Raw genomic sequence first — 19,393 nt, 5'->3', positions numbered from 1 at the left:
TGATTTGGCAATGGGCCTGTCAGATGTCGGGCAAAACCGATTTCCGTGTCACATCGCTGACCCAATTCATTGAAAACGGCATAGCAGACCTTGGTACAGATCGCAGCGGATGGCGGCTCCGAGCCCTTGCCGCATTCCACCCGCGCGGAGTCAAGGCCGAAGGCCGCCGCGCATCATGCCAGAGGCATGTCTGCGACATGACGGGCCGTCCCCCGGCACGGCGATTTGGCTTCTGTAGTGTCTGACAGATAGTTAGGAGGTGCGTGGCTGCCATAAACTGCCAATCACTGAGGTCGGATCGCCGCGCCACGGCCCAACGATGCGCGGCTTTGCGAACGGCAGCAAAGTCCGCTCACCAGACCTTCGCGCGCCTTGCAGAGAAGAACTGGTAACGGGCCAATATCAGGTGACGAGCTCCGCTGACAGGATCCAAAATATCCGTTGCATCGGGTCAAAGATGCGCGGCATTCGACAGCGCCACCGCGCCCCACCACTGCGGTGGGGGCGGAAGATGAACGTCAACAGACCCTAGTCACCAAAGACGCGGGCAAAGATCGTGTCGACATGTTTGGTGTGATACCCCATGTCGAACTTTTCCTCGATCTCGGCGGGGGAGAGGGCTGCGAGCACCTCCGCATCGGCCAGAAGTTCGGTCTTGAAATCCGCGCCGTTCTCCCAGACCTTCATCGCGTTGCGCTGGACCAGCTTGTAGCTGTCTTCGCGGCTGACACCCGCCTGGGTCAATGCCAGAAGGACGCGCTGGGACATCACCAGACCGCTGAACTTGTTCATGTTGGCCAGCATGTTGTCGGGATAGATCAGCATCTTGTCGATCACGCCGGTCAGCCGGTGCAGCGCGAAATCGAGGGTGATCGTGGTATCTGGGCCAATGGCGCGTTCGACGGATGAGTGCGAAATGTCGCGCTCATGCCAGAGGGTCACGTTTTCCATCGCCGGGATCACCGCCATGCGCACGGTGCGGGCAAGGCCGGTCAGGTTCTCGGTCAGCACCGGGTTCTTCTTGTGCGGCATCGCGGAAGAACCCTTTTGCCCGGCGGAGAAGAATTCGGCCCCCTCCAGCACCTCGGTGCGCTGCATGTGGCGCACTTCGGTTGCGATGTTCTCGATCGAGCTGGCAACCAGCCCGAGCGCTGCAAAGAACGCGGCATGGCGGTCGCGGGGGATGACCTGGGTGCTGATCGGCTCGGGCGTCAGACCCAGCTGGGCGCAGACATGTTCCTCCACGCGCGGGTCGATATTGGCGAAGGTGCCGACAGCGCCGGAAATTGCCCCGGTCGCGATTTCCTCGCGGGCGGTTTTCAGGCGGCGCAGGTTGCGGTCCATTTCGGCGTAGAAGCGGGCAAAGGTCAGGCCCATGGTGGTGGGTTCGGCGTGGATGCCGTGGCTGCGGCCCACGCGCAGGGTGTCCTTGTGCTCAAGCGCGCGGCGCTTCAGCGCGGCAAGCAGCGCCTGTGTATCTGCAATCAGGATATCGGCGGCACGGGTCAGTTGTACGTTGAAACAGGTGTCCAGCACATCGGAGGATGTCATGCCCTGATGCACAAAGCGGGCCTCGTCACTGCCCACATGTTCGGCCAGATGGGTCAGAAAGGCGATGACATCGTGTTTGGTGACGGCTTCGATCTCGTCAATCCGGGCCACGTCGAATTCCACGTCTTTCGCCTTCCAGACCGCCTGCGCGTTCTCGCGCGGGATCACGCCAAGGTCGGCCATGGCGTCGCAGGCATGGGCCTCGATCTCGAACCAGATGCGGAACTTGGTCTCGGGCGACCAGATGGAGACCATCTCGGGGCGGGAATAGCGTGGGATCATGGGGCACCTACCTGGAAAGCTGACGTTTGCGCGGTGCATAGACCGGGAGGGGGCCAAGGACAAGCGGGCGGCGGCGGTGCGGGCGCTGCAATCGCGGCGAAAGACCTCGATGAGGTCCAATCCCCAAGGGCATCCCGTGTTGTGCAACCCGGGCGTTCGCCATATGTTCCTATTCGGGCAGCAAAGACAGGAAGGTCGGCCCCGGATGAGACCCACACTCAGAGCCAAGGCAATCGCGGTCTGCAACGAGAAGATCGCCAGGAAGGGAGAGACGGTGGGCCTGTCGTTCTATGCGTTTTTTGCCAACCGGAATGACGATCCGGAATTGCTGATGGAAGCGGCGGAATGGTGGATCAGGACGCATGCGCTGGACCATTTCGAGAAGGCCGTGAAAATCCGGGATATGATTTCCTCGGGCGTCTGAGCCGCCGGTGATCGCGCTAGTCCACCAGTTCCGTGACCACCTCTGACGATCTTTCAAGCGTGCGGTGCACCGGGCATTTGTCCGCGATTTCCAGCAGGCGCTGGCGTTGCTCCGCCGATAAATCGCCTGTCAGCCTGATCCGCCGCCGCCAGGTGTCGATCTTGTCGCCTGACCGGGTTTCGGCGTCCTGGGCGTGGACCTTGTCATGGCACACATCCACGCTGACATGGGCCAGCGGCCAGCCCTTGCGCCGGGCGTACATGCGGATCGTCATCGAGGTACAGGCCCCCAGACCGGCAGAGAGGAAGCCATAGGGCGACATCCCCTTGTTGGTGCCGCCATAGGCGTGCGGCTCATCCGCCAGCACATGATGGTGTGGACCGCTGTTGATGTCCTGCAAAAAGCCCTCCGCGTCCGCTTCGGAGACCCTCAGCACCCCTTCGGGTGCGCCGGGGGGCGGGGCAGGGGGCGCAAGCGGCAGGTAGCGACCGGCCCAGGTGGCAATGACGCCAGCGGCATATTCCGCGTCCCGCGCGCGGGTGACCAGATGATCGGCACCGTCGAGGGTGACAAAGCTCTTGGGGTGTTTCGCGGCCAGAAAGATCTGGCTGGCGTTGTCGATGCCGACGATGGCATCGGTAGGGGCATGCAGGACCAGCAGCGCGGCCTTCATCCCGGCGATGGCCGGGGCCAGCGCGACCTCGGAGACATCCTCAACAAAGGCCTTGCCGATGCGGAAGGGACGGCCGCCCAGTGATACCTCCGCCGCGCCCTCGGCCCTGATGCGGGGCAGTGCGTCGGCAAAGTTGTGGGTCACATGGCCGGGGTCGAATGGGGCGCCGATGGTCGCCACCGCCTTGACCTGCGGCAACTGCGGCGCGGTCTTGAGCACGGCGGCACCGCCCAGCGAATGGCCGATCAGCAGGGCGGGGGCCATGCCGCGCCCCTCCAGAAAGCGTGAGGCCGCGATCAGGTCATCGACGTTGGAGGTAAAGGAGGTATTGGCAAATTCGCCCTGGGAATGGCCCAGCCCGGTAAAGTCGAACCGCAGCACGGCGATCCCCATGCCTGCCAGCCGGGCCGCGATGCGACGGGCGGCGGGGATGTCCTTGCCGCAGGTGAAACAATGGGCAAAGAGTGCCGTGGCCAGATGCGGCCCCTCGGGCATGTCCAGTCGCGCGGCCAGCAGGCCGCCGTCATGGCCGGGAAAGGTGATGCGTTGGGGGGCCATGGGATACTCCGATGCTGTTCTGGTCCCAGAGTGATGCGGGCAGCGAGGCCGCGCAAGCCCCGGTCACACCAGTGTGACGCCCCGCGCATCACTGTGAACGGGGCTGGAAGGGGGCGGGAACCGGGTGTAGCAATGGGGAAAGACCTGATCCCAGAGGGCACCTTATGGCCGATACACCAGACAGAACATTGCAACAGGCCACGCTGGCGGCGCAGGCGGCGGGGGCCACGGACGCAACGACCGGCGGCGTTGTGCCGGCGGTGCATATGGCGACCACCTTTGCGCGCGACGAATCCTATGCGCAGCTGGTGCCCGGCAACATGTATCTGCGGTCGCATAATGAGAACGTGCGCGTGGCCGAGCGGCTGCTGACCCGGCTGGAAGGGGCGGCGGACACGTTGCTGTTTCCCTCGGGGATGGCGGCGGTGGCGGCGGTGTTCCGCACCGTGCCGAACGGGGCCAGCGTGTTGGTGCAGCGCCAGATCTACTGGGGCACAACCGCCTGGATCAGGGCATTTTGCACACGCCGGGACATCACGCTGCACGAGGTCGAGGCGTCGGATACCGATGCCTTTGCTGCGGCTTGCAGCACCCATCGCCCGGCCATCGCCTGGGTGGAAACGCCATCGAACCCCTGGCTGCGTATCGTGGATATTGCTGCCGTTGCCGATGCGGCCCATGTGGTGGGTGCAAAACTGGTGGTGGACAGCACCGCCGCCAGCCCGGTGCTGAGCCAGCCGCTGTCCATGGGTGCGGACATCGTGATGCATTCGGCGACCAAGGGGATCAACGGGCATTCCGATGTGTTGTCGGGGGCCTTGTGCACGGCAGATGCCGACAGCGCGATCTGGCAGATGATCCGCGAGGATCGTGATACGGCCGGTGCCGTGATGGCCCCGATGGAGGCCTGGCTGCTGACGCGCGGCATGCGCACGCTGCCGCTGAGGATGCGGGAGATGTCACGCAATGCGATGGCGCTGGCGGAATACCTGTCGGACCATCCGCAGGTGTCAGAGGTCATGTACCCCGGTCTGCCGGGCCATCAGGGCCACGCGCTGGCCACCCGCCAGATGCGGGGCGGTTTTGGCGGGTTGCTGTCCTTTGTGGTCAAGGGCGGGGCGGAAGCGGCCTTGCGTGCGGCGGGGCGGATGCAATTGTTTCACCGTGCGACGTCGCTGGGCGGTGTCGAAAGCCTGGTGGAACATCGCCACACCATCGAGCCGCACACCGGCATTCCCGAAGGGTTGCTGAGGGTATCGGTGGGGATCGAGGATGCAGGCGACCTGCGCGATGATCTGGCGCAGGCGCTGGGGCAGTAGGGGGCGGCGCTTCTCGCCCACCCCTCGGTCCGGGCGCGATATTCCCCGAACGGGATGGCGCGCAGATAAAGACCGAAGAGCATTCGCTCTTTACGCCCCCATCAGCGCCGCATCCCATTCATACTCCGTCAGCCGCTCGAACCCTTCCTCGGTGATCAGCACCTGATCCTCTAGCTTGATCGAAAAATCGCCCCCCTCGGGAGAGACCAGCGCCTCCACACAAAGTGTCATTCCGGCTTCCAGCGGATAATCATAGGCCCCGGTGACGGCTTTGTCGGGATAGCAGACAAGCGGCCATTCATCGCAGAGACCCACGCCATGCATCAGGCAGCCGTATTTCTGTTTCTGGTACTGCGCATCCAGCACATGGGTGCCTGCGGTCAGTTCCGGGATCATCACGCCGGGTTTGAGCATTTCCATGTTCTGCATGATATGTTCGACCCCGTGCTGCATGGCATAGACCATGTCGGGCCGCGGTTTGGCGTCGCCCACCCACCAGGTGCGGCTGATGTCCACGCAGATGCCGTAGCTGCCCACCAGATCGGTGTCGAAAGCGATGATTTCGTTGTTCTGAACCACGCGCGGGCCGCATTCCTGAAACCACGGGTTCGTGCGCGGGCCGGAGGTGAGCAGGCGGGTTTCGATCCATTCGCCGCCGCGCCGGATGTTCTCGGCGTGCAGCACCGCCCAGATGTCATTCTCTGTGACTTCCGCCACCGGCACCTTCGCGCGGGCGAAATCCTCCATCGCGCGGACGGCGGTTTCGCAGGCGTGACTGGCGCAGCGCATGGCGCGGATTTCCTCGGGGCCCTTGATGGCGCGGGTCTTCTCGGTGATCTCCTCGCCGTCCACCACGCTAAATCCCTGCGCCTCCAGCGCGCGCAGGCCGTGCAGCATGATCTTGTCGACCGCGATCCGCGTGTTGCCGGGGCCTGCGTGTTCGGCGCACAGGTTGCGGACCTCGTTGGCAAAGGTATCGGCGGCCACATCGACCTTGTCGCCCCGGTCGAAATAGAACAGGTCCGCGCCGGATCGCCGCTCGCGCACCAGCGGGTTGAATGCGCTGAGGAACATGCCGTTCTTGTAGTCCCAGATCACCATATAGCCATCCGCGCAGACCAGCACGGCGCGGAACGGGTTATGGGTGTTCCAAAGCTGCATGTTGGTGCTGTCGGTGGCATAGCGGATGTTCAGCGGGTCGAACATCAGCAGCCCGGCCAGCCCGCGCGCGGCGATCTGCGCGGTCAGCCGTTCCCAGCGGAACTGGCGCATGGCGGGCAGATCGGGAAGCGGCAATCCCGCCGCTGCCCATTCGTCGAAGGCCAGACGCGTCGGTCCGATTTCGACCCGGTTGGCATCGTTCGGGGTGCCATCCGGCAGCGTGACGCCCTGCGCCGGGTCGATCTTGCGGGTGTCGCGGAAATGCCGGTTCATGGTGAGCCCCTTTTGCTGCATCCATGATGGCGCATGGCGACACCCCCGGTTTGCCGAAAACCGACCGCATGAGATGTCGTTTTCACAGGACAGGGCGCAGGCGCGGCGCTAGGCTTGGGCGCTATGAAACAGATTTTGCACAAGTGTCTGCCCCCCGAAATGGAGGGTGACCGAAAGCTGCCCGGCGTGGCACCCTGCGCTGCGGATGACTGGTTGCGGGTGGACGAAACCTATGCCGAACAGATGGCCTACCGGCTGGAACTGCTGGCCGAACGCCCCGGTGCGGTCCTGTGGGAGCCCGAAACGTCGCGGGAAGCGGCGCGCGAAGTGCTGGACGAGGCGCTTGGGCTGTTGCCAGCAAAGGGCTTTGTCCGGGAGGGGGCAAGGGTCACCTGCCCTGACGGGCGGCGGGTGACGGTAAACTGGCAGGCACCGCTATGGACGCTGGGCCATCTGGTGCAACAGGACATCTGCGTTCTGGAGAAACGCGGCGACCAGCATGTTCTGGTGGCCGCCGTCTTGTGCTTTCCGGCGAACTGGCGGCTGGCCGAAAAGGCGGACCGGCCGCTGAGCGACATCCACACGCCGGTGGCGGAATATGACGATGCGCTGGCCCGTCGGGTGCAGCGGCTGTTTGACGGGGTGCAGGCGGGCCGCCCCCTGTGGCGGTTCAACCGCTTGTCCTATGGCGACAGTGATCTGCATCAGCCCGCCCGCAGGGACCTGGGGTTGCCGCGCCGGTTCGAACGGGCAGAGCGGCAGTGCGTGGTGCGGATGCCGCGCAGCCGCGCGGTGGTTTTCAGCATTCACACCCATGTGGTGCTGCGCGCCGGATAGCACCTGCGCGCAGCATTGGGTTACACAGGGTCACATCGGGTCAAGCACCATATGCGGCTGACCGTCAGAGGTTTTCTGCGGTGACTGGCCATGGGCGTTGACCGTTGTGTTCACCTGCCGCCGGAAAGCGCTGAAGAGATCCGATGTGACCACGTCGATGGGCCGGTCGAACCGCAGGGTCAGCGTCCAGTAGCCCGAGGAGGACTGACGCGCGGCCTTGACCTCGCCCACAAAGGGGTGGCCCAGGTAGCGGCCTGTCACCCGCTGGCCGGGGGCCCAGCCGGGATGGCTGTTGGCGGCGTGGGCGGCAATGGTGTTCCAGTCGCGCGCGCCCCATTGATGGGCCACGGTTTCCAGCGCCTGCGCATGGCTGAGGGTCTGGCCGCGCGCAGCCAGATCGGCGCGCAGGCGTTTGGCCTGCGTCTTGAGAACGTCACGGGAAGGGGTATTCATGTCTGCACTCCGTCTCGCATGAAGTGACGTGGGGGTCCGCGTTGCCCATCAATCTTGCGAGATTGAAGGTAGATCACTGTTCAGGACTTCACCGGAATGCGGACGGCAGGGGCCTGACCCTGATGCCCAGATAGGGCGCAGGGGCGCTTTGCGCAAGAGCCGGGGCGTCGTGCCTCTCGGCACTGTGGCTTTTGAGTATTTCTGGCATGAAGAAGCCAGGGGCCGCGCCACGGGCAAGCGAGGGTGCCCGTGGTCAGCGGGAATGGTCAGCCGTCGATGCGTGCGCCCATGATCGCGATGGCTTGCTGATAGACGGTGGCGGCGTTCCACTGCTTGATCACGCGGAAGTTCGGCTGGCCTTCCTGATAGCCCTGTCCGGGCTGCCAGCCCTTGCGGCGCAGGAAGTTCGCGGTGGAGGCCATTGCATCGGCCTGGTTGTAGAAATCGACCCGCCCGTCGCCATTGCCATCGACGCCGTATTGCAGGGCATTGCCCGGCAGGAACTGGGTATGGCCCAATTCGCCATGTTTGGCGCCCTTGGTGTTCACGGTGATCGCGCCACGGTCCACCAGTTTCAGCGCGCCAATCGCATGTGGCACGAAAAAGCTGGAGCGGCGGCAGTCATAGGCCAGCGTCGTGATCGCGGAGACAACGGAGGAATTGCCCATGAACCCGCCAAAGCCGGTTTCCATTCCGTGGATGGCAAGCAGCACGCCCGCAGGCACGCCGTAAGCCTGCTCAAGCGACTGGTAGAAGCCTGCACTCTGCCCCTTGCGCTTGCGGCCCTGCGCCACAATCGTATCGGCCCCGCGCACCTGCATGAATTTGGACAGAGAATATCTGAACGACTTCTGATTGCGGTCCGCTGCGATGGTGCCGGATGCATATTGTGCCGAAGCCAGCGCATCGAGCCCGCGCTGACCGACACCGGCTGCCTTGGCCTCACCGGCAAAGGCAGCTTTCCATGCGTTGAAACCGCCCGAATTGTTGCCGCAGGTCGCGGCAAAGCCGGGGGCGGCGAGGGCGGTGATAACACTCAATGAAATAACAATAGATTTGAAAGGGCGCATGATAATCCTCAGCCAATTGTAAAACGACAGACACAAGTGCCGTGACGTGTAGCTTAGACTGGCAGGAACTTCATGAAAAGGAAAAGTCTGGCGCGCCGGATATGGGTCGGCCCTAGTAGGCCAGTATTTTCGAGGTCAGGATGCCTGCCATCTCCAGCGGGGAATCGGTGGGGCGGTCCATTGCGTCCCAGGCAAAAACCGTGCCGCCTGCCATGAAGAAACACAGCATCAGCGGGGTCACCAGGTAGCTGCCCAGGCTGCGTGACCGGCGCTTCTTGCGCTGGCGATCCAGCTTGCGGGCGTGTTTCTCGATCCGGGTGATCCGACTGGCGAAACCTGCTTCGTTTGCTGCATTGTTCATATCGGATCTTTCCGCTGGTTCCTGCCTTTGGTGGGATTCAGTATCGTTTCCAATTTGGTTCGAATTGTGACGGCTGCGGGGTCGATTTCAGACGGTTTGGGCAACAAAAAAGGCACCCCCGCAGGGATGCCCATTTGTTTGCAAGATCTGAGATCGGGATCAGCAGCTGTAATACATGCCGAATTCGACCGGATGGGGTGTGTGCTCGTACTTGTGCACTTCTTCCATCTTCAGCTCGATATAGCCTTCGATCTGGTCGCGGGTGAACACGTCACCGGCCAGCAGGTAATCCATGTCGCCCTGCAGTTCTTCCAGCGCTTCGCGCAGGCTGCCGCAGACTGTCGGGATGTCCGCCAGTTCCTCTGCGGGCAGGTCATAGAGGTTCTTGTCCATCGCCTCGCCCGGATCAATCTTGTTCTTGATCCCGTCAAGGCCGGCCATCAGCAGCGCCGCAAAGCACAGGTAGGGGTTGGACGCCGGATCGGGGAAGCGCGCCTCGACACGTTTTGCCTTGGGCGATTCTGTCCACGGGATACGCACACAGCCCGACCGGTTGCGCGCGGAATAGGCGCGCAGCACGGGGGCTTCGAAACCGGGGATCAGACGCTTGTAGGAGTTGGTCGAGGGGTTGGTGAAGGCGTTCAGCGACTTGGCGTGCTTGAGGATACCGCCGATGTACCACAGCGCCTCCTGGCTCAGGTCGGCATATTTGTCGCCTGCAAACAGCGGCTTGCCGTCTTTCCAGATCGACATGTTGACGTGCATGCCGGAGCCGTTGTCGCCATAGATCGGCTTGGGCATGAAGGTCGCGGATTTGCCATAGGCGTGGGCCACATTGTGGATCACGTATTTGTATTTCTGCAACTCGTCCGCCTGTTTGGTCAGCGAACCAAAGATCAGGCCCAGTTCGTGCTGGCAGGAGGCAACCTCGTGGTGGTGCTTGTCCACCTTCATGCCGAGGCGTTTCATGGTCGACAGCATCTCGGCGCGCAGGTCCTGTGCTTCGTCGGTGGGGTTGACCGGGAAATAGCCGCCCTTCAGGCCGGGACGGTGGCCCATGTTGCCCATCTCGTAATCCGTGTCCGTGTTCCAGGACGCGTCGGACGCATCAACTTCGTAGGATACCTTGTTGATCGAATTGGAGAACTTCACGTCATCGAAAAGGAAGAATTCCGCCTCGGGGCCAAAGAACGACTGATCGCCGATGCCCGACGAGATCAGATAGGCCTCGGCCTTTTCGGCGGTGCCGCGCGGGTCGCGCTCATAGCTTTCGCCGGTGTCGGGTTCGACGATCGAGCAATGCACGCAGATCGTTTTTTCGGCATAGAAGGGGTCGATATAGGCGCTTTCGACATCCAGCATCAGCTTCATGTCGGAGGCTTCGATGCTTTTCCAGCCCGCGATGGAAGAGCCGTCGAACATGAAGCCCTCTTCGATGAAGTCCTCGTCCACCAGATCGCTGACGACGGTCACGTGCTGCAACTTGCCGCGCGTGTCGGTGAAACGAACATCGACATAGTCGATGTCTTCGTCCTTGATCTTTTTGAGGAAGTCTTTGGTGCTCATGGGCTGTGATCCTTTTGGCAGGTAGTGCAGTTTACAAAGCGTCCGAACCGGTTTCGCCGGTGCGGATGCGGATGGTTTGTTCAACAGGTGTCACGAAGATCTTGCCGTCGCCGATCTTTTCGGTTTTGGCAGCTTCGACTATGGCCGCGATGGCCGCGTCCACCTGGTCGTCGTCCAGCACGACTTCGACCTTCACCTTGGGCAGGAAATCCACGACGTATTCAGCACCGCGGTAGAGTTCGGTGTGGCCCTTCTGGCGGCCGAATCCCTTTACCTCGATGACAGAGAGGCCCTGAACGCCGACATCCTGCAAGGCCTCCTTGACCTCGTCGAGTTTGAAAGGCTTGATGATCGCTTCGATCTTTTTCATGTCGGTCCCTTTTCGCGGAAAGCGTTGGCTTGCAAAGGCATTTCATTTTGGCAGGGGGGAATCCATATATGGTCCTGACCCTGCGGCATGGTTCTACGTTAATCCGCACCATGCGGTGTTAAAACAGGCAAAGCGCCCAAATTTTAGGCGTAATTGAAATCCGGGACGGTGGCGAGATGACCGAATTACTCAGCAGCAGCCAGATGCGCGCCCTTGAAAAAGCCCAGATCGACAGCGGCGCTGTCACGGGCCGCACATTGATGGAACGTGCCGGACAGGGCGTGGTGGATGCGATTCTGGCGCGATGGCCCGAGATGGCAGAAGGCAACCGCAGCGCCGTCGTGCTGTGCGGGCCGGGTAACAACGGCGGCGACGGCTTTGTCATCGCGCGGCTGTTGCGAGCGATGGGCTGGACGGTGCGTGTGCATCTTTTCGGTGATCCCGCGCGGATGCCTCAAGACGCGAAGGCCAATCACGACCTTTGGGCGGCGGAGGAGCCGGTTCTTGCGCTGGACACCGCCACCGTTTTCACCGGGCCGCGCCCGGATGTCTGGATCGATGCGGTCTTTGGCATCGGTCTGTCGCGCCCGGTGCCCGATGCGGTCGCGCAGGTGCTGGACGTGGGCGCGATGAATGCGTGGAAACAGCCGCGCTTGATCAGACGCATGGCGGTCGATTGCCCATCGGGGCTGAATCTGGATACCGGCATGACTGCCGTCGATATGGATGCGGTCGAGGCGTCAGGCAGTGCATGGCCCAGAACCATGAACACGGTCGACCTGACCGTGACCTTCCACAGCCCGAAACCGGGCCATTACCTTGCCATGGGTCCGATCCTGTGTGGTGAGGTGCGCGCGGTGGACATCGGCCTGAGCGGTGCAGCACCCGGGCGGCGGTCCGTCATGGAAGAACCGGATCCGGAGTGCATCCGGCTGGTTGAACCCGTCTTCGGCGGGCGTGCCGTCAAGCCGCGCATGTGGTTGAAGTCCGTGATGGCCAAGCCCGGTATCGCGGGTCACAAGTTCGATTTCGGTCATGTGGCGGTGTTTGCGGGGGGTGTCGGACAGGGTGGTGCGGCCCGTCTTGCCGCCCGCGCTGCCTTGCGGACCGGGGCGGGTCTGGTGACCGTGCTCTGCCCGCCCGCCGCGCTGATCGAGAACGCCTGCCAATTGAACGCGATCATGCTGCGCCCCCTGAAAAAGGATGTGCCGCTGGCCAATGTCGCAGACGCGCGGGTGACCGGTTTCTGCATGGGGCCGGGTATGGGCGTGACACCCCGCACGCGGTCCCTGGTCGAGCAGGTATTGAGCCGCCGCGCAGGCCCCCGTGACTGGCGCGATCCGGTGGTGGTGCTGGATGCCGATGCGCTGAGCAGTTTTGCCCAAGACCCCGCAGCGCTTTTTGCCCATACCCACGCCCGCACCATCCTGACGCCCCATGAAGGGGAGTTCGAGAGGCTGTTTCCAGATCTCGGCCCGTCGCAGCGACAGGGCAAATCCAAGGTCGACGTGGTGCGAGAGGCGGCAAAACGCGCGGGCTGCATCATCCTGCTGAAAGGTGTGGATACGGTCATCGCCAATCCCGAAGGCGGCGCATCAGTGCATGTGGCGGCCTATGGCCGTGAAGCGCATTGGCTTGCAACAGCCGGGGCAGGCGATGTGCTGGCGGGCATGATCGCCGGTCTTGCGGCAGGACAGACAAGCGCGGGCCTGTTTGCTGTCGCTGAACTGGCCGTATATCTGCATGTGGAATGTGCGCGGCACTTTGGCCCCGGGTTGATCGCGGAAGATCTGCCGGAGCAATTGCCGCAGGTTTTTCGCGAGCTGGGGCTTTAGGGTCAGGCCCCATTCATGTCGTACCGCTGGCGTCAAAGCCGCTTCACTTCAGCGGCGTGAGCCATTTGCAATTAACCCGTTAGTTGCTGCACGGCTCAAACCACTGAAATTTCGCGGCTTTGGCGCCAGAGGTGCGACATTGATGGGGCCTGACCCTAGGCCGCGTGCAAAACAGCGCCGCGTGCTTTTGCGGCGTCGGCAGTGCCCAGTTCCAGACCGTCGGCATAAAGGATATGCGGCCCGTCGCAGAAAACCTGGTACAGCGTTGTCTCATGGGTGCCCAGATCGGTGATGAACTCATTGTCCACCAGCGTCCGTGCCGCCACCAGCGCGCGTTCGGAATTGAACAGCGCGCGCGCCCGCCAGTCACGGATCAGGATCATCTGGTCCCCGGCTAGAATAGCGTCCCGCTCGGGCCGGGTATGGCCCAGCGACCCTGCCGACAGGCCGATCTGATGCACGGCGCGGGTGCTGCGCTGGATGTGTTTGACCTTGGAAATACCGGTGTCGCGGGTGATGATCTTGTCACCGACAGAGAGAAATTCCACCGGAATTTCGCCGTCAAGCGTCAGCAACATGGCACCTTGGACCAGTCCTGTATCCAGGACGGCGTAGGGGGTGTATTGGCCCGCATGGCGATCTTCGTCGCCTACGCGCCCGACCGTATTCGGTTTCATGGGCGTCTCTTTCTTATCTGTACCTGCCTCAGGTTATCCCCAACATATGACAACAACTTGTTAATGTCTTGCCTTTTTTTAGACTGGCAGGGCGGCTTTTTTGCTCTCGCCTATCGTCATCGGGTTTGGTAATCAGCGCATCAGGCCGCGAATGGGGCCGCGTGCGGGTGTGGCGGAATTGGTAGACGCACCAGATTTAGGTTCTGGCGCCTATGGCGTGGGGGTTCGAGTCCCTTCACCCGCACCATTTTACAATCTGATTTCAGCGCTCTAAGTGATAAGGGGTGCTTCAGGTCAAACGCCATACTGTAGATCTTCGAAAGGTCATGCCATGAAGGGGCGGGCTGATGGTGTCATCGCAAACGTGTTGGTGCCCTGTTCTGTGCTGTCGCGGCCTGGGCAGATGCCAGGGACCCGGATGGGGGATTGCCTGCAAGGCGACCTGATCGTGCGGGGAGGCAGGGTTGCCGGGCTGCGCCCCACGGCTGACGTGGCAGCCCCGCGCCACATGATCCTGCCCGCGCTGACCGAAGTACATGTGCATCTGGACAAATGTCACACCGCAGACCGTCTGCCTGCCGTGGGCGGTGATCTGCGTGCCGCCATAGACGCTCAGGCGCGTGACCATGTGAACTGGACAACCGATGATCTGCGCAGCCGGATGATGCGGGGCCTGAGAGAACTGGCGGCAGCGGGATGTGGTCTTGTCCGCAGCCACATCGACTGGCCCGACGACGGGTCCGCCCCGCTGGCATGGTCGATCCTGAAAGAGGCGCTCGCGGAAATGCCCCTGAGGGTTCAGCAATCGCCGCTTCTGGGGGTGGACAAGCTGGCCCGGTCCGGCCTGGCGCAAACCATCGCAGAACAGGTCTCGGGCAGCGGCGGCGTGCTGGGCGGCTTCGTCCATCTGCACCGGGACCGTGAAGCGGGGATCAGGGCGATGTTTGCCGCCGCTGAACGCTTTGGCCTCGCGCTGGATTTCCACGTGGATGAGGGGCTGGAGAACGGGTTGGACGGGCTGGTCCTGATCGCTCGGATCGCGCTGGAGACAGGGTTTCAGGGGCCGATCCTGTGTGGCCATGCTTGCAGTCTGATGAACCGTGACGGTGCCGAACTGGCCCGTGCCCTTGAATTGATCGCAAAGGCAGGTCTGTTCGTGGCGGCCCTGCCAACCACCAACCTTTACCTGCAGGGGCGGGGGGGCGGCACCCCGGACCGGCGGGGGATCACCCGGTTGCATGAACTGCGCAACGCCGGGGTGCGCTGCCTGATCGGCACGGACAACGTGCGTGATGCTTTCTGCCCCATCGGGCGGCATGATCCGCGCGCCAGTCTGGCGCTTGCGGTCATGGCCGCGCATCTGGACCCGCCGCTGGGCGATCGCCTGCCGATGATCACCACCGATGCCGCCCTGGCGCTGGGCTGTGATCCGGTTCATGTCGATGGTGCGGCGCTGGCCGATCTGAGGCTGTTTGAGGCCACCTCCACAGATGATCTGCTGGCAGGGGTTCAGGCACCGCAAGTGCCGGACGCCTATGTGCAGAATGTGGGTCCCTGACAGCCAATGACAGCGTGCCGCTTTTGCTCGAAACGCGGGCGCGTGCAGTCGTCTTCCCAGTTTCAGACCGAGGACAGGCGTGCCCCGGCGCTGCGCCAGCCGGGCAGGGTGGCGTCAAGGTGGTCGGAGATTTCCGTCAGGCCGGCGTCCCGCAGGGCGGTCTGCATCTGGCCCAGCACCCGTGGCATGAACCGCAGGTATCCCGGTTTGCCGTCGCGCTTGTTCAGGCGGGGGAACAGCCCCGCAATCCGGGTGTGTCGCTGCGCGCCCAGCAGGTGATAGCGGTGCCGGATGTCGGCATCGGCGCCCATCTCGGCGGGGACGGCGGCCAGGTATCGAGCCAGCAGACGCGCCTCCAGCCCCGGCGCCAGATCGCGCCGCGCATCCTGAAGCAAGGACACCAGATCATATTCCGCCGGTCCCAGCACCGCATCCTGGAAATCCAGCATTCCGCAGCCTGCGACGCCGTTCCGGTCTGCCAGCAACATCAGGTTGTCGATGTGAAAATCCCTCAGAACAAGGGTGTTGCGGCCATTCTCCAGCGGGGTCAAAGCCTTCTGCCACAGCGCGCGCCAAGGACCGTCAAAGTCAACCGGGGACAGGTCGGGGCGCAGGGCGGGCAGGAACCAGTGTGAAAAGATGCTGAGTTCGTCCAGCAGCATGTCCATGCTGTAATGCGGCACCTCGATCCGGGTTGCGGCGGGGGCCGCATGCAGGTGCACCAGCGCGTCGATGGCCAACTCGTACAGCGCCATCTCGTCCGCGCCCTGGTCCAGCAGCGCGCCATAGGTCGCGGTGCCGAAATCCTCGATCAGCGCCAGACCCTTGCCTGCATCCGTGGCCCATACCTTTGGCGCGCTCAATCCAAGGTCGCGCAGGTGCCGGGCAAGGCGGACAAAGGCGTCAAAGCCGGTTGGATCATGGCGATCATCCATCAGCAGCAGGTCGGCACCGCTGACCCTGAGATACCGCCGGGCAGAGGCATCTCCGGGCAGGGGGGTCAGCACCGCCTGGCCGTGGCCATGCCGGGTGAGGAAGGTCAGGTGATCGGGTTCAACTTTGGTCATGGGCGCATATCGAACATTTAGCGTGCCCCATGCAAGCGCCACAAACGCAAACGGCGCCCCGGAGGGGGGCGCCGCCTTTTCACATTCAAACCCGGATCAGGCGATGTCGAAGCGGTCCGCTTCCATCACCTTGGTCCATGCCTTGATGAAATCGGCCACAAAGGTGTCGGTCGCATCCGCCGCGCCGTAAACCTCGGCCAGCGCCCGCAGTTGCGAGTTGGAGCCAAAGATCAGATCGGCGCGGGTCGCGGTATGGGTGACCTTGCCGGTCTTGCGGTCCGTGGCCTCGAACACCTGCTGGCTGTCGTCCACGGCTTTCCAGGTGTGGGTCATGTCCAGAATGTTGACGAAGAAGTCGTTCGTCAGCGTGCCCGGCTTGTCCGTAAAGACCCCATGCTGGGTTCCGCCATAGTTGGCCCCCAGCACCCGCAGGCCACCCACCAGCACCGTCATTTCCGGCGCGCTGAGCGTCAGCAATTGGGCGCGGTCCACCAGCAGTTTTTCCGTCGGGACCGCAAATTCCGCCTTCAGGTAGTTGCGGAAACCATCCGCCTGCGGCTCAAGCACGTCAAAGCTGTCCACGTCGGTCTGCTCTGCACTGGCGTCCATGCGGCCGGGGCGGAAAGGCACCTCGACAGTGTGACCGGCCGCTTTCGCCGCCTGTTCCACGCCGATATTGCCGCCCAGCACGATCAGGTCCGCAAGCGAGACCTTCTTGCCGCCCGCTGCATTGTTGTTGAAGTCGGCCTGAATCGATTCAAGCGCTTCCAGCACCTTTGCCAGCTTCGCAGGCTCGTTGACTTCCCAGTCCTTCTGCGGTGCCAGACGGATGCGTGCGCCATTGGCACCGCCGCGCTTGTCCGAGCCCCGGAAGGTGGAGGCCGAGGCCCAGGCGACCGAGACCAGTTCAGAGGTGCTGAGACCGGAGGCGAGGATCTTTTCCTTCAGCGACGCGATGTCGCCCTGGTCGACCAGCGGGTGATCCACCGCCGGGATCGGGTCCTGCCAGATCAGGTCTTCTGCCGGGACTTCCTTGCCCAGATAGCGCACCTTGGGGCCCATGTCGCGGTGGGTCAGCTTGAACCAGGCGCGGGCGTAGGCATCGGCAAAGACATCCGGGTTGTCCAGATAATGCTTGGCGATCCGGGCATATTCCGGGTCGACCTTCATGGCCATGTCGGCGGTGGTCATCATCGGCTGATGGCTGCGGCTGCCGTCATGGGCATCCGGCACGGTTCCGGCCAATGCATCGCCTTTCGGCTTCCACTGGTTGGCACCTGCGGGGCTTTTTGTCAGCTCCCATTCGTTGTTCAGCAGTGTCTCAAGATAGGACATGTCCCAGGTCGTCGGCGTTGCTGTCCATGCGCCTTCGATGCCGCTGGTGATGGCGTGGACGCCGATCCCGCTCTCGAAGCTGCTTTTCCAGCCCAGGCCCATGTCTTCGATGGCACCGGCTTCGGGTTCGGCACCCACAAGGCCCGCGTCGCCTGCGCCATGCGCCTTGCCAAAGGTGTGGCCGCCTGCGGTCAGCGCGACGGTTTCCGCGTCGTCCATCGCCATCCGGGCAAAGGTTTCGCGGATGTCATTGGCCGAGGCCTGCGGATCGGGGTTGCCGTCCGGACCTTCGGGGTTGACGTAGATCAGGCCCATCTGCACGGCGGCCAGCGGGTTTTCGAGGTCGCGTTCACCGGAGTAGCGGCTGTTCGGCTTGTCGGAAGTGGCGAGCCATTCCTCTTCGGTGCCCCAATAGATGTCTTCTTCGGGCTCCCAGATATCTTCGCGGCCACCGGCAAAACCAAAGGTCTTGAAGCCCATGGTTTCCATCGCGACGTTGCCGGTCAGGATCATCAGGTCGGCCCAGGACAGCGCACGCCCGTATTTCTGCTTGATCGGCCAGAGCAGGCGGCGCGCCTTGTCGAGGTTGCCGTTGTCCGGCCAGGAGTTCAGCGGCGCAAAGCGTTGCGAGCCGGACCCGGAGCCGCCGCGCCCGTCACCGGTGCGGTATGTCCCGGCAGAGTGCCAGGCCATGCGCACGAACATCGGCCCGTAGTGGCCGTAATCCGCAGGCCACCAGTCCTGGCTGTCGGTCATCAGGGCGGCGAGGTCTTTCTTGACCGCGTCGAGGTCCAGCTTCTTGAACTCTTCAGCGTAGTTGAATGTGTCGCCCATCGGATCGCCAAGGGGGGAATTCTGGTGCAGAATCTTCAGGTTAAGCTGGTTTGGCCACCAATCCTTGTTGGAACGCATGTCAAAGGTCGTGTGCTTGCCACTGCCGTGCATGACGGGGCAGCCGCCCTTTTGGTCGATATCGTTGCCATCCATTTGATGTCTCCTCGGTTTGCTAAATTAGAATCGTTATAACCCGGTGCGCGGGGATTTATAAGTTGGATTTGCTGATTGTGCTGATAGTTTAAGGTTATGAAGAATCTCACCATAAGACAGTTTCGTTATTTTGAGGCGGTTGCGGAGCAGCGGCATTTCGGCCGCGCGGCCCAGGTTTGCGCGATTTCGCAACCGGCCCTGTCTACCCAGATCAAAGAGATGGAAACCGCCCTTGGCAAACCGCTGTTCGAGCGGGGGCCGAGGCAAGTGCGCCCAACCGCATTCGGCGAGGAGTTCGCAGGCCATGTGCGCGCGGTGCTGGAACAGGTCGAGGCGCTTGAGAATTTCGCCCGCGAGGCGCAGGGCGATCTGTCGGGGCAGTTTCGCCTTGGCATCATTCCGACAATCGCGCCCTATCTGCTGCCCCGGCTGATTGGTCCCCTGACGGCAGCCTATCCCGGCATTGACCTGCATGTCCGCGAGACGCTGACATCACGGCTGGTGCAGGAATTGCAGGATGGTCGGCTGGACGCTGCGATCGTGGCACTGCCGGTCTCTGCTTCCTCTCTCACCGAGATTCCGGTCTTTTCCGAGAGTTTTGTTTTTGTCCGGCCGAAAACCGCTGCTGGCCGACCGGTGCCAAGCGGCAGGGACCTGGCTGACATGCGGGTGCTTCTGCTAGAAGAGGGCCATTGTTTCCGCGACCAGGCGCTGGCGTTCTGCAACCGTCCCGCGTCGGTCCCGCGCACCGGTCTGGACGGCAGTTCGCTGGCCACGCTGGTGCAGATGGTGGGTTCGGGGATCGGGGTTACCGTGATCCCGCAGATGGCCGTGCGGGTGGAAACCCGTTCGGCCGCGGTGGATTGGGTGCCCTTTGCCGGGCCGCAGCCCAAGCGCACGGTCGGCATGATCTGGCGCAAGACCAGCCCGCTGACCCGGCATCAGGCCAGGTTTGCCCAACTGGTGCGGGAGGCCGCCGAAGTGGCGGTTGATACCCCGCCCGAAGACGGTCCGCAGGCCTGAACCAACGGCGGTT

17 protein-coding genes and 1 tRNA gene are annotated in these 19,393 nt (G+C 62.9%); 7 read left to right on the top strand and 11 right to left on the bottom strand.

Annotation, left to right across the window (positions count from 1 at the left end):
• Positions 1-528: 528 nt before the first annotated feature.
• Positions 529-1,833 (bottom strand): adenylosuccinate lyase, encoded by a 1,305-nt coding sequence (gene purB, locus A8B82_RS05830; RefSeq protein ID WP_067289376.1) that lies wholly within the window; start codon positions 1,831-1,833, stop codon positions 529-531.
• Between the two features lie 205 nt (positions 1,834-2,038).
• Between purB and A8B82_RS05825 the strand changes: the two genes are divergently transcribed.
• On the top strand, positions 2,039-2,257 hold the full coding sequence (locus tag A8B82_RS05825) for a DUF6500 family protein (protein WP_067289375.1): 219 nt from the start codon (positions 2,039-2,041) through the stop codon (positions 2,255-2,257).
• A gap of 16 nt (positions 2,258-2,273) precedes the next feature.
• Here the strand turns inward: A8B82_RS05825 and A8B82_RS05820 are convergent, their stop codons facing one another.
• Positions 2,274-3,488 carry a bifunctional alpha/beta hydrolase/OsmC family protein gene (locus A8B82_RS05820; protein WP_067289372.1) on the bottom strand — a complete coding sequence of 405 codons (1,215 nt, stop codon included), beginning with the start codon at positions 3,486-3,488 and terminating at the stop codon, positions 2,274-2,276.
• A 164-nt stretch (positions 3,489-3,652) separates the two neighbouring features.
• Between A8B82_RS05820 and A8B82_RS05815 the strand changes: the two genes are divergently transcribed.
• Positions 3,653-4,807, top strand: coding sequence for a trans-sulfuration enzyme family protein (locus A8B82_RS05815; protein WP_067289369.1), 1,155 nt, complete (start codon positions 3,653-3,655; stop codon positions 4,805-4,807).
• 90 nt (positions 4,808-4,897) lie between these two features.
• On the opposite strand, the gene dddP is transcribed toward A8B82_RS05815, so the two are convergent.
• Positions 4,898-6,241: a dimethylsulfonioproprionate lyase DddP gene (dddP, locus tag A8B82_RS05810; RefSeq protein ID WP_067289367.1), complete on the bottom strand. Its 1,344-nt coding sequence runs from the start codon at positions 6,239-6,241 to the stop codon at positions 4,898-4,900.
• A 123-nt stretch (positions 6,242-6,364) separates the two neighbouring features.
• Here dddP and A8B82_RS05805 point away from each other — a divergent pair, with 123 nt between their 5' ends.
• Positions 6,365-7,078, top strand: a complete 714-nt coding sequence (locus A8B82_RS05805; RefSeq protein WP_067289364.1) for a heme-dependent oxidative N-demethylase family protein — start codon at positions 6,365-6,367, stop codon at positions 7,076-7,078.
• Positions 7,079-7,108: 30 nt separating this feature from the next.
• Here the strand turns inward: A8B82_RS05805 and A8B82_RS05800 are convergent, their stop codons facing one another.
• The 5 genes from A8B82_RS05800 to A8B82_RS05780 form a co-directional block, all read right to left on the bottom strand.
• Positions 7,109-7,531 (bottom strand): glyoxalase superfamily protein, encoded by a 423-nt coding sequence (locus A8B82_RS05800; protein ID WP_067289362.1) that lies wholly within the window; start codon positions 7,529-7,531, stop codon positions 7,109-7,111.
• A 266-nt stretch (positions 7,532-7,797) separates the two neighbouring features.
• Positions 7,798-8,601, bottom strand: coding sequence for a lytic murein transglycosylase (locus tag A8B82_RS05795; protein WP_067289359.1), 804 nt, complete (start codon positions 8,599-8,601; stop codon positions 7,798-7,800).
• A gap of 112 nt (positions 8,602-8,713) precedes the next feature.
• Positions 8,714-8,962, bottom strand: coding sequence for a hypothetical protein (locus tag A8B82_RS05790; RefSeq protein ID WP_067289356.1), 249 nt, complete (start codon positions 8,960-8,962; stop codon positions 8,714-8,716).
• A gap of 159 nt (positions 8,963-9,121) precedes the next feature.
• Entirely contained in the window at positions 9,122-10,528 is a 1,407-nt protein-coding gene (glnA, locus tag A8B82_RS05785) for a type I glutamate--ammonia ligase (RefSeq protein WP_067289353.1), read from the bottom strand.
• Between the two features lie 31 nt (positions 10,529-10,559).
• Positions 10,560-10,898 (bottom strand): P-II family nitrogen regulator, encoded by a 339-nt coding sequence (locus A8B82_RS05780; RefSeq protein WP_067289351.1) that lies wholly within the window; start codon positions 10,896-10,898, stop codon positions 10,560-10,562.
• Between the two features lie 176 nt (positions 10,899-11,074).
• Here A8B82_RS05780 and A8B82_RS05775 point away from each other — a divergent pair, with 176 nt between their 5' ends.
• Positions 11,075-12,733: a bifunctional ADP-dependent NAD(P)H-hydrate dehydratase/NAD(P)H-hydrate epimerase gene (locus A8B82_RS05775; RefSeq protein WP_067289348.1), complete on the top strand. Its 1,659-nt coding sequence runs from the start codon at positions 11,075-11,077 to the stop codon at positions 12,731-12,733.
• A 155-nt stretch (positions 12,734-12,888) separates the two neighbouring features.
• Here the strand turns inward: A8B82_RS05775 and A8B82_RS05770 are convergent, their stop codons facing one another.
• Positions 12,889-13,410, bottom strand: a complete 522-nt coding sequence (locus tag A8B82_RS05770; RefSeq protein ID WP_067289345.1) for a Hint domain-containing protein — start codon at positions 13,408-13,410, stop codon at positions 12,889-12,891.
• Positions 13,411-13,573: 163 nt separating this feature from the next.
• On the opposite strand from A8B82_RS05770, the gene A8B82_RS05765 reads away from it, so the two are divergent.
• Both A8B82_RS05765 and A8B82_RS05760 read left to right on the top strand, forming a co-directional pair.
• Positions 13,574-13,657, top strand: a tRNA-Leu gene (locus A8B82_RS05765).
• An 84-nt stretch (positions 13,658-13,741) separates the two neighbouring features.
• Positions 13,742-14,968 (top strand): amidohydrolase family protein, encoded by a 1,227-nt coding sequence (locus tag A8B82_RS05760; protein ID WP_162841703.1) that lies wholly within the window; start codon positions 13,742-13,744, stop codon positions 14,966-14,968.
• 62 nt (positions 14,969-15,030) lie between these two features.
• Here the strand turns inward: A8B82_RS05760 and A8B82_RS05755 are convergent, their stop codons facing one another.
• Together A8B82_RS05755 and katG are read right to left on the bottom strand one after the other, a co-directional pair.
• Entirely contained in the window at positions 15,031-16,035 is a 1,005-nt protein-coding gene (locus A8B82_RS05755; RefSeq protein ID WP_067289343.1) for an aminoglycoside phosphotransferase family protein, read from the bottom strand.
• Positions 16,036-16,131: 96 nt separating this feature from the next.
• The gene (katG, locus tag A8B82_RS05750) at positions 16,132-18,357 is read right to left on the bottom strand and encodes a catalase/peroxidase HPI (protein ID WP_067289340.1); all 2,226 of its coding nucleotides are present in this window, start codon (positions 18,355-18,357) and stop codon (positions 16,132-16,134) included.
• A 96-nt stretch (positions 18,358-18,453) separates the two neighbouring features.
• On the opposite strand from katG, the gene A8B82_RS05745 reads away from it, so the two are divergent.
• Entirely contained in the window at positions 18,454-19,380 is a 927-nt protein-coding gene (locus A8B82_RS05745) for a hydrogen peroxide-inducible genes activator (protein ID WP_067289337.1), read from the top strand.
• Positions 19,381-19,393: the final 13 nt, after the last annotated feature.

The sequence above is a fragment of the Sulfitobacter sp. EhC04 genome (assembly GCF_001650875.1).
In the GTDB taxonomy this organism is placed as follows: Bacteria; Pseudomonadota; Alphaproteobacteria; order Rhodobacterales; family Rhodobacteraceae; genus Sulfitobacter.
Note: the sequence above shows the minus strand (reverse complement) of the source record. Positions and strands in the feature narration are given on the sequence as shown.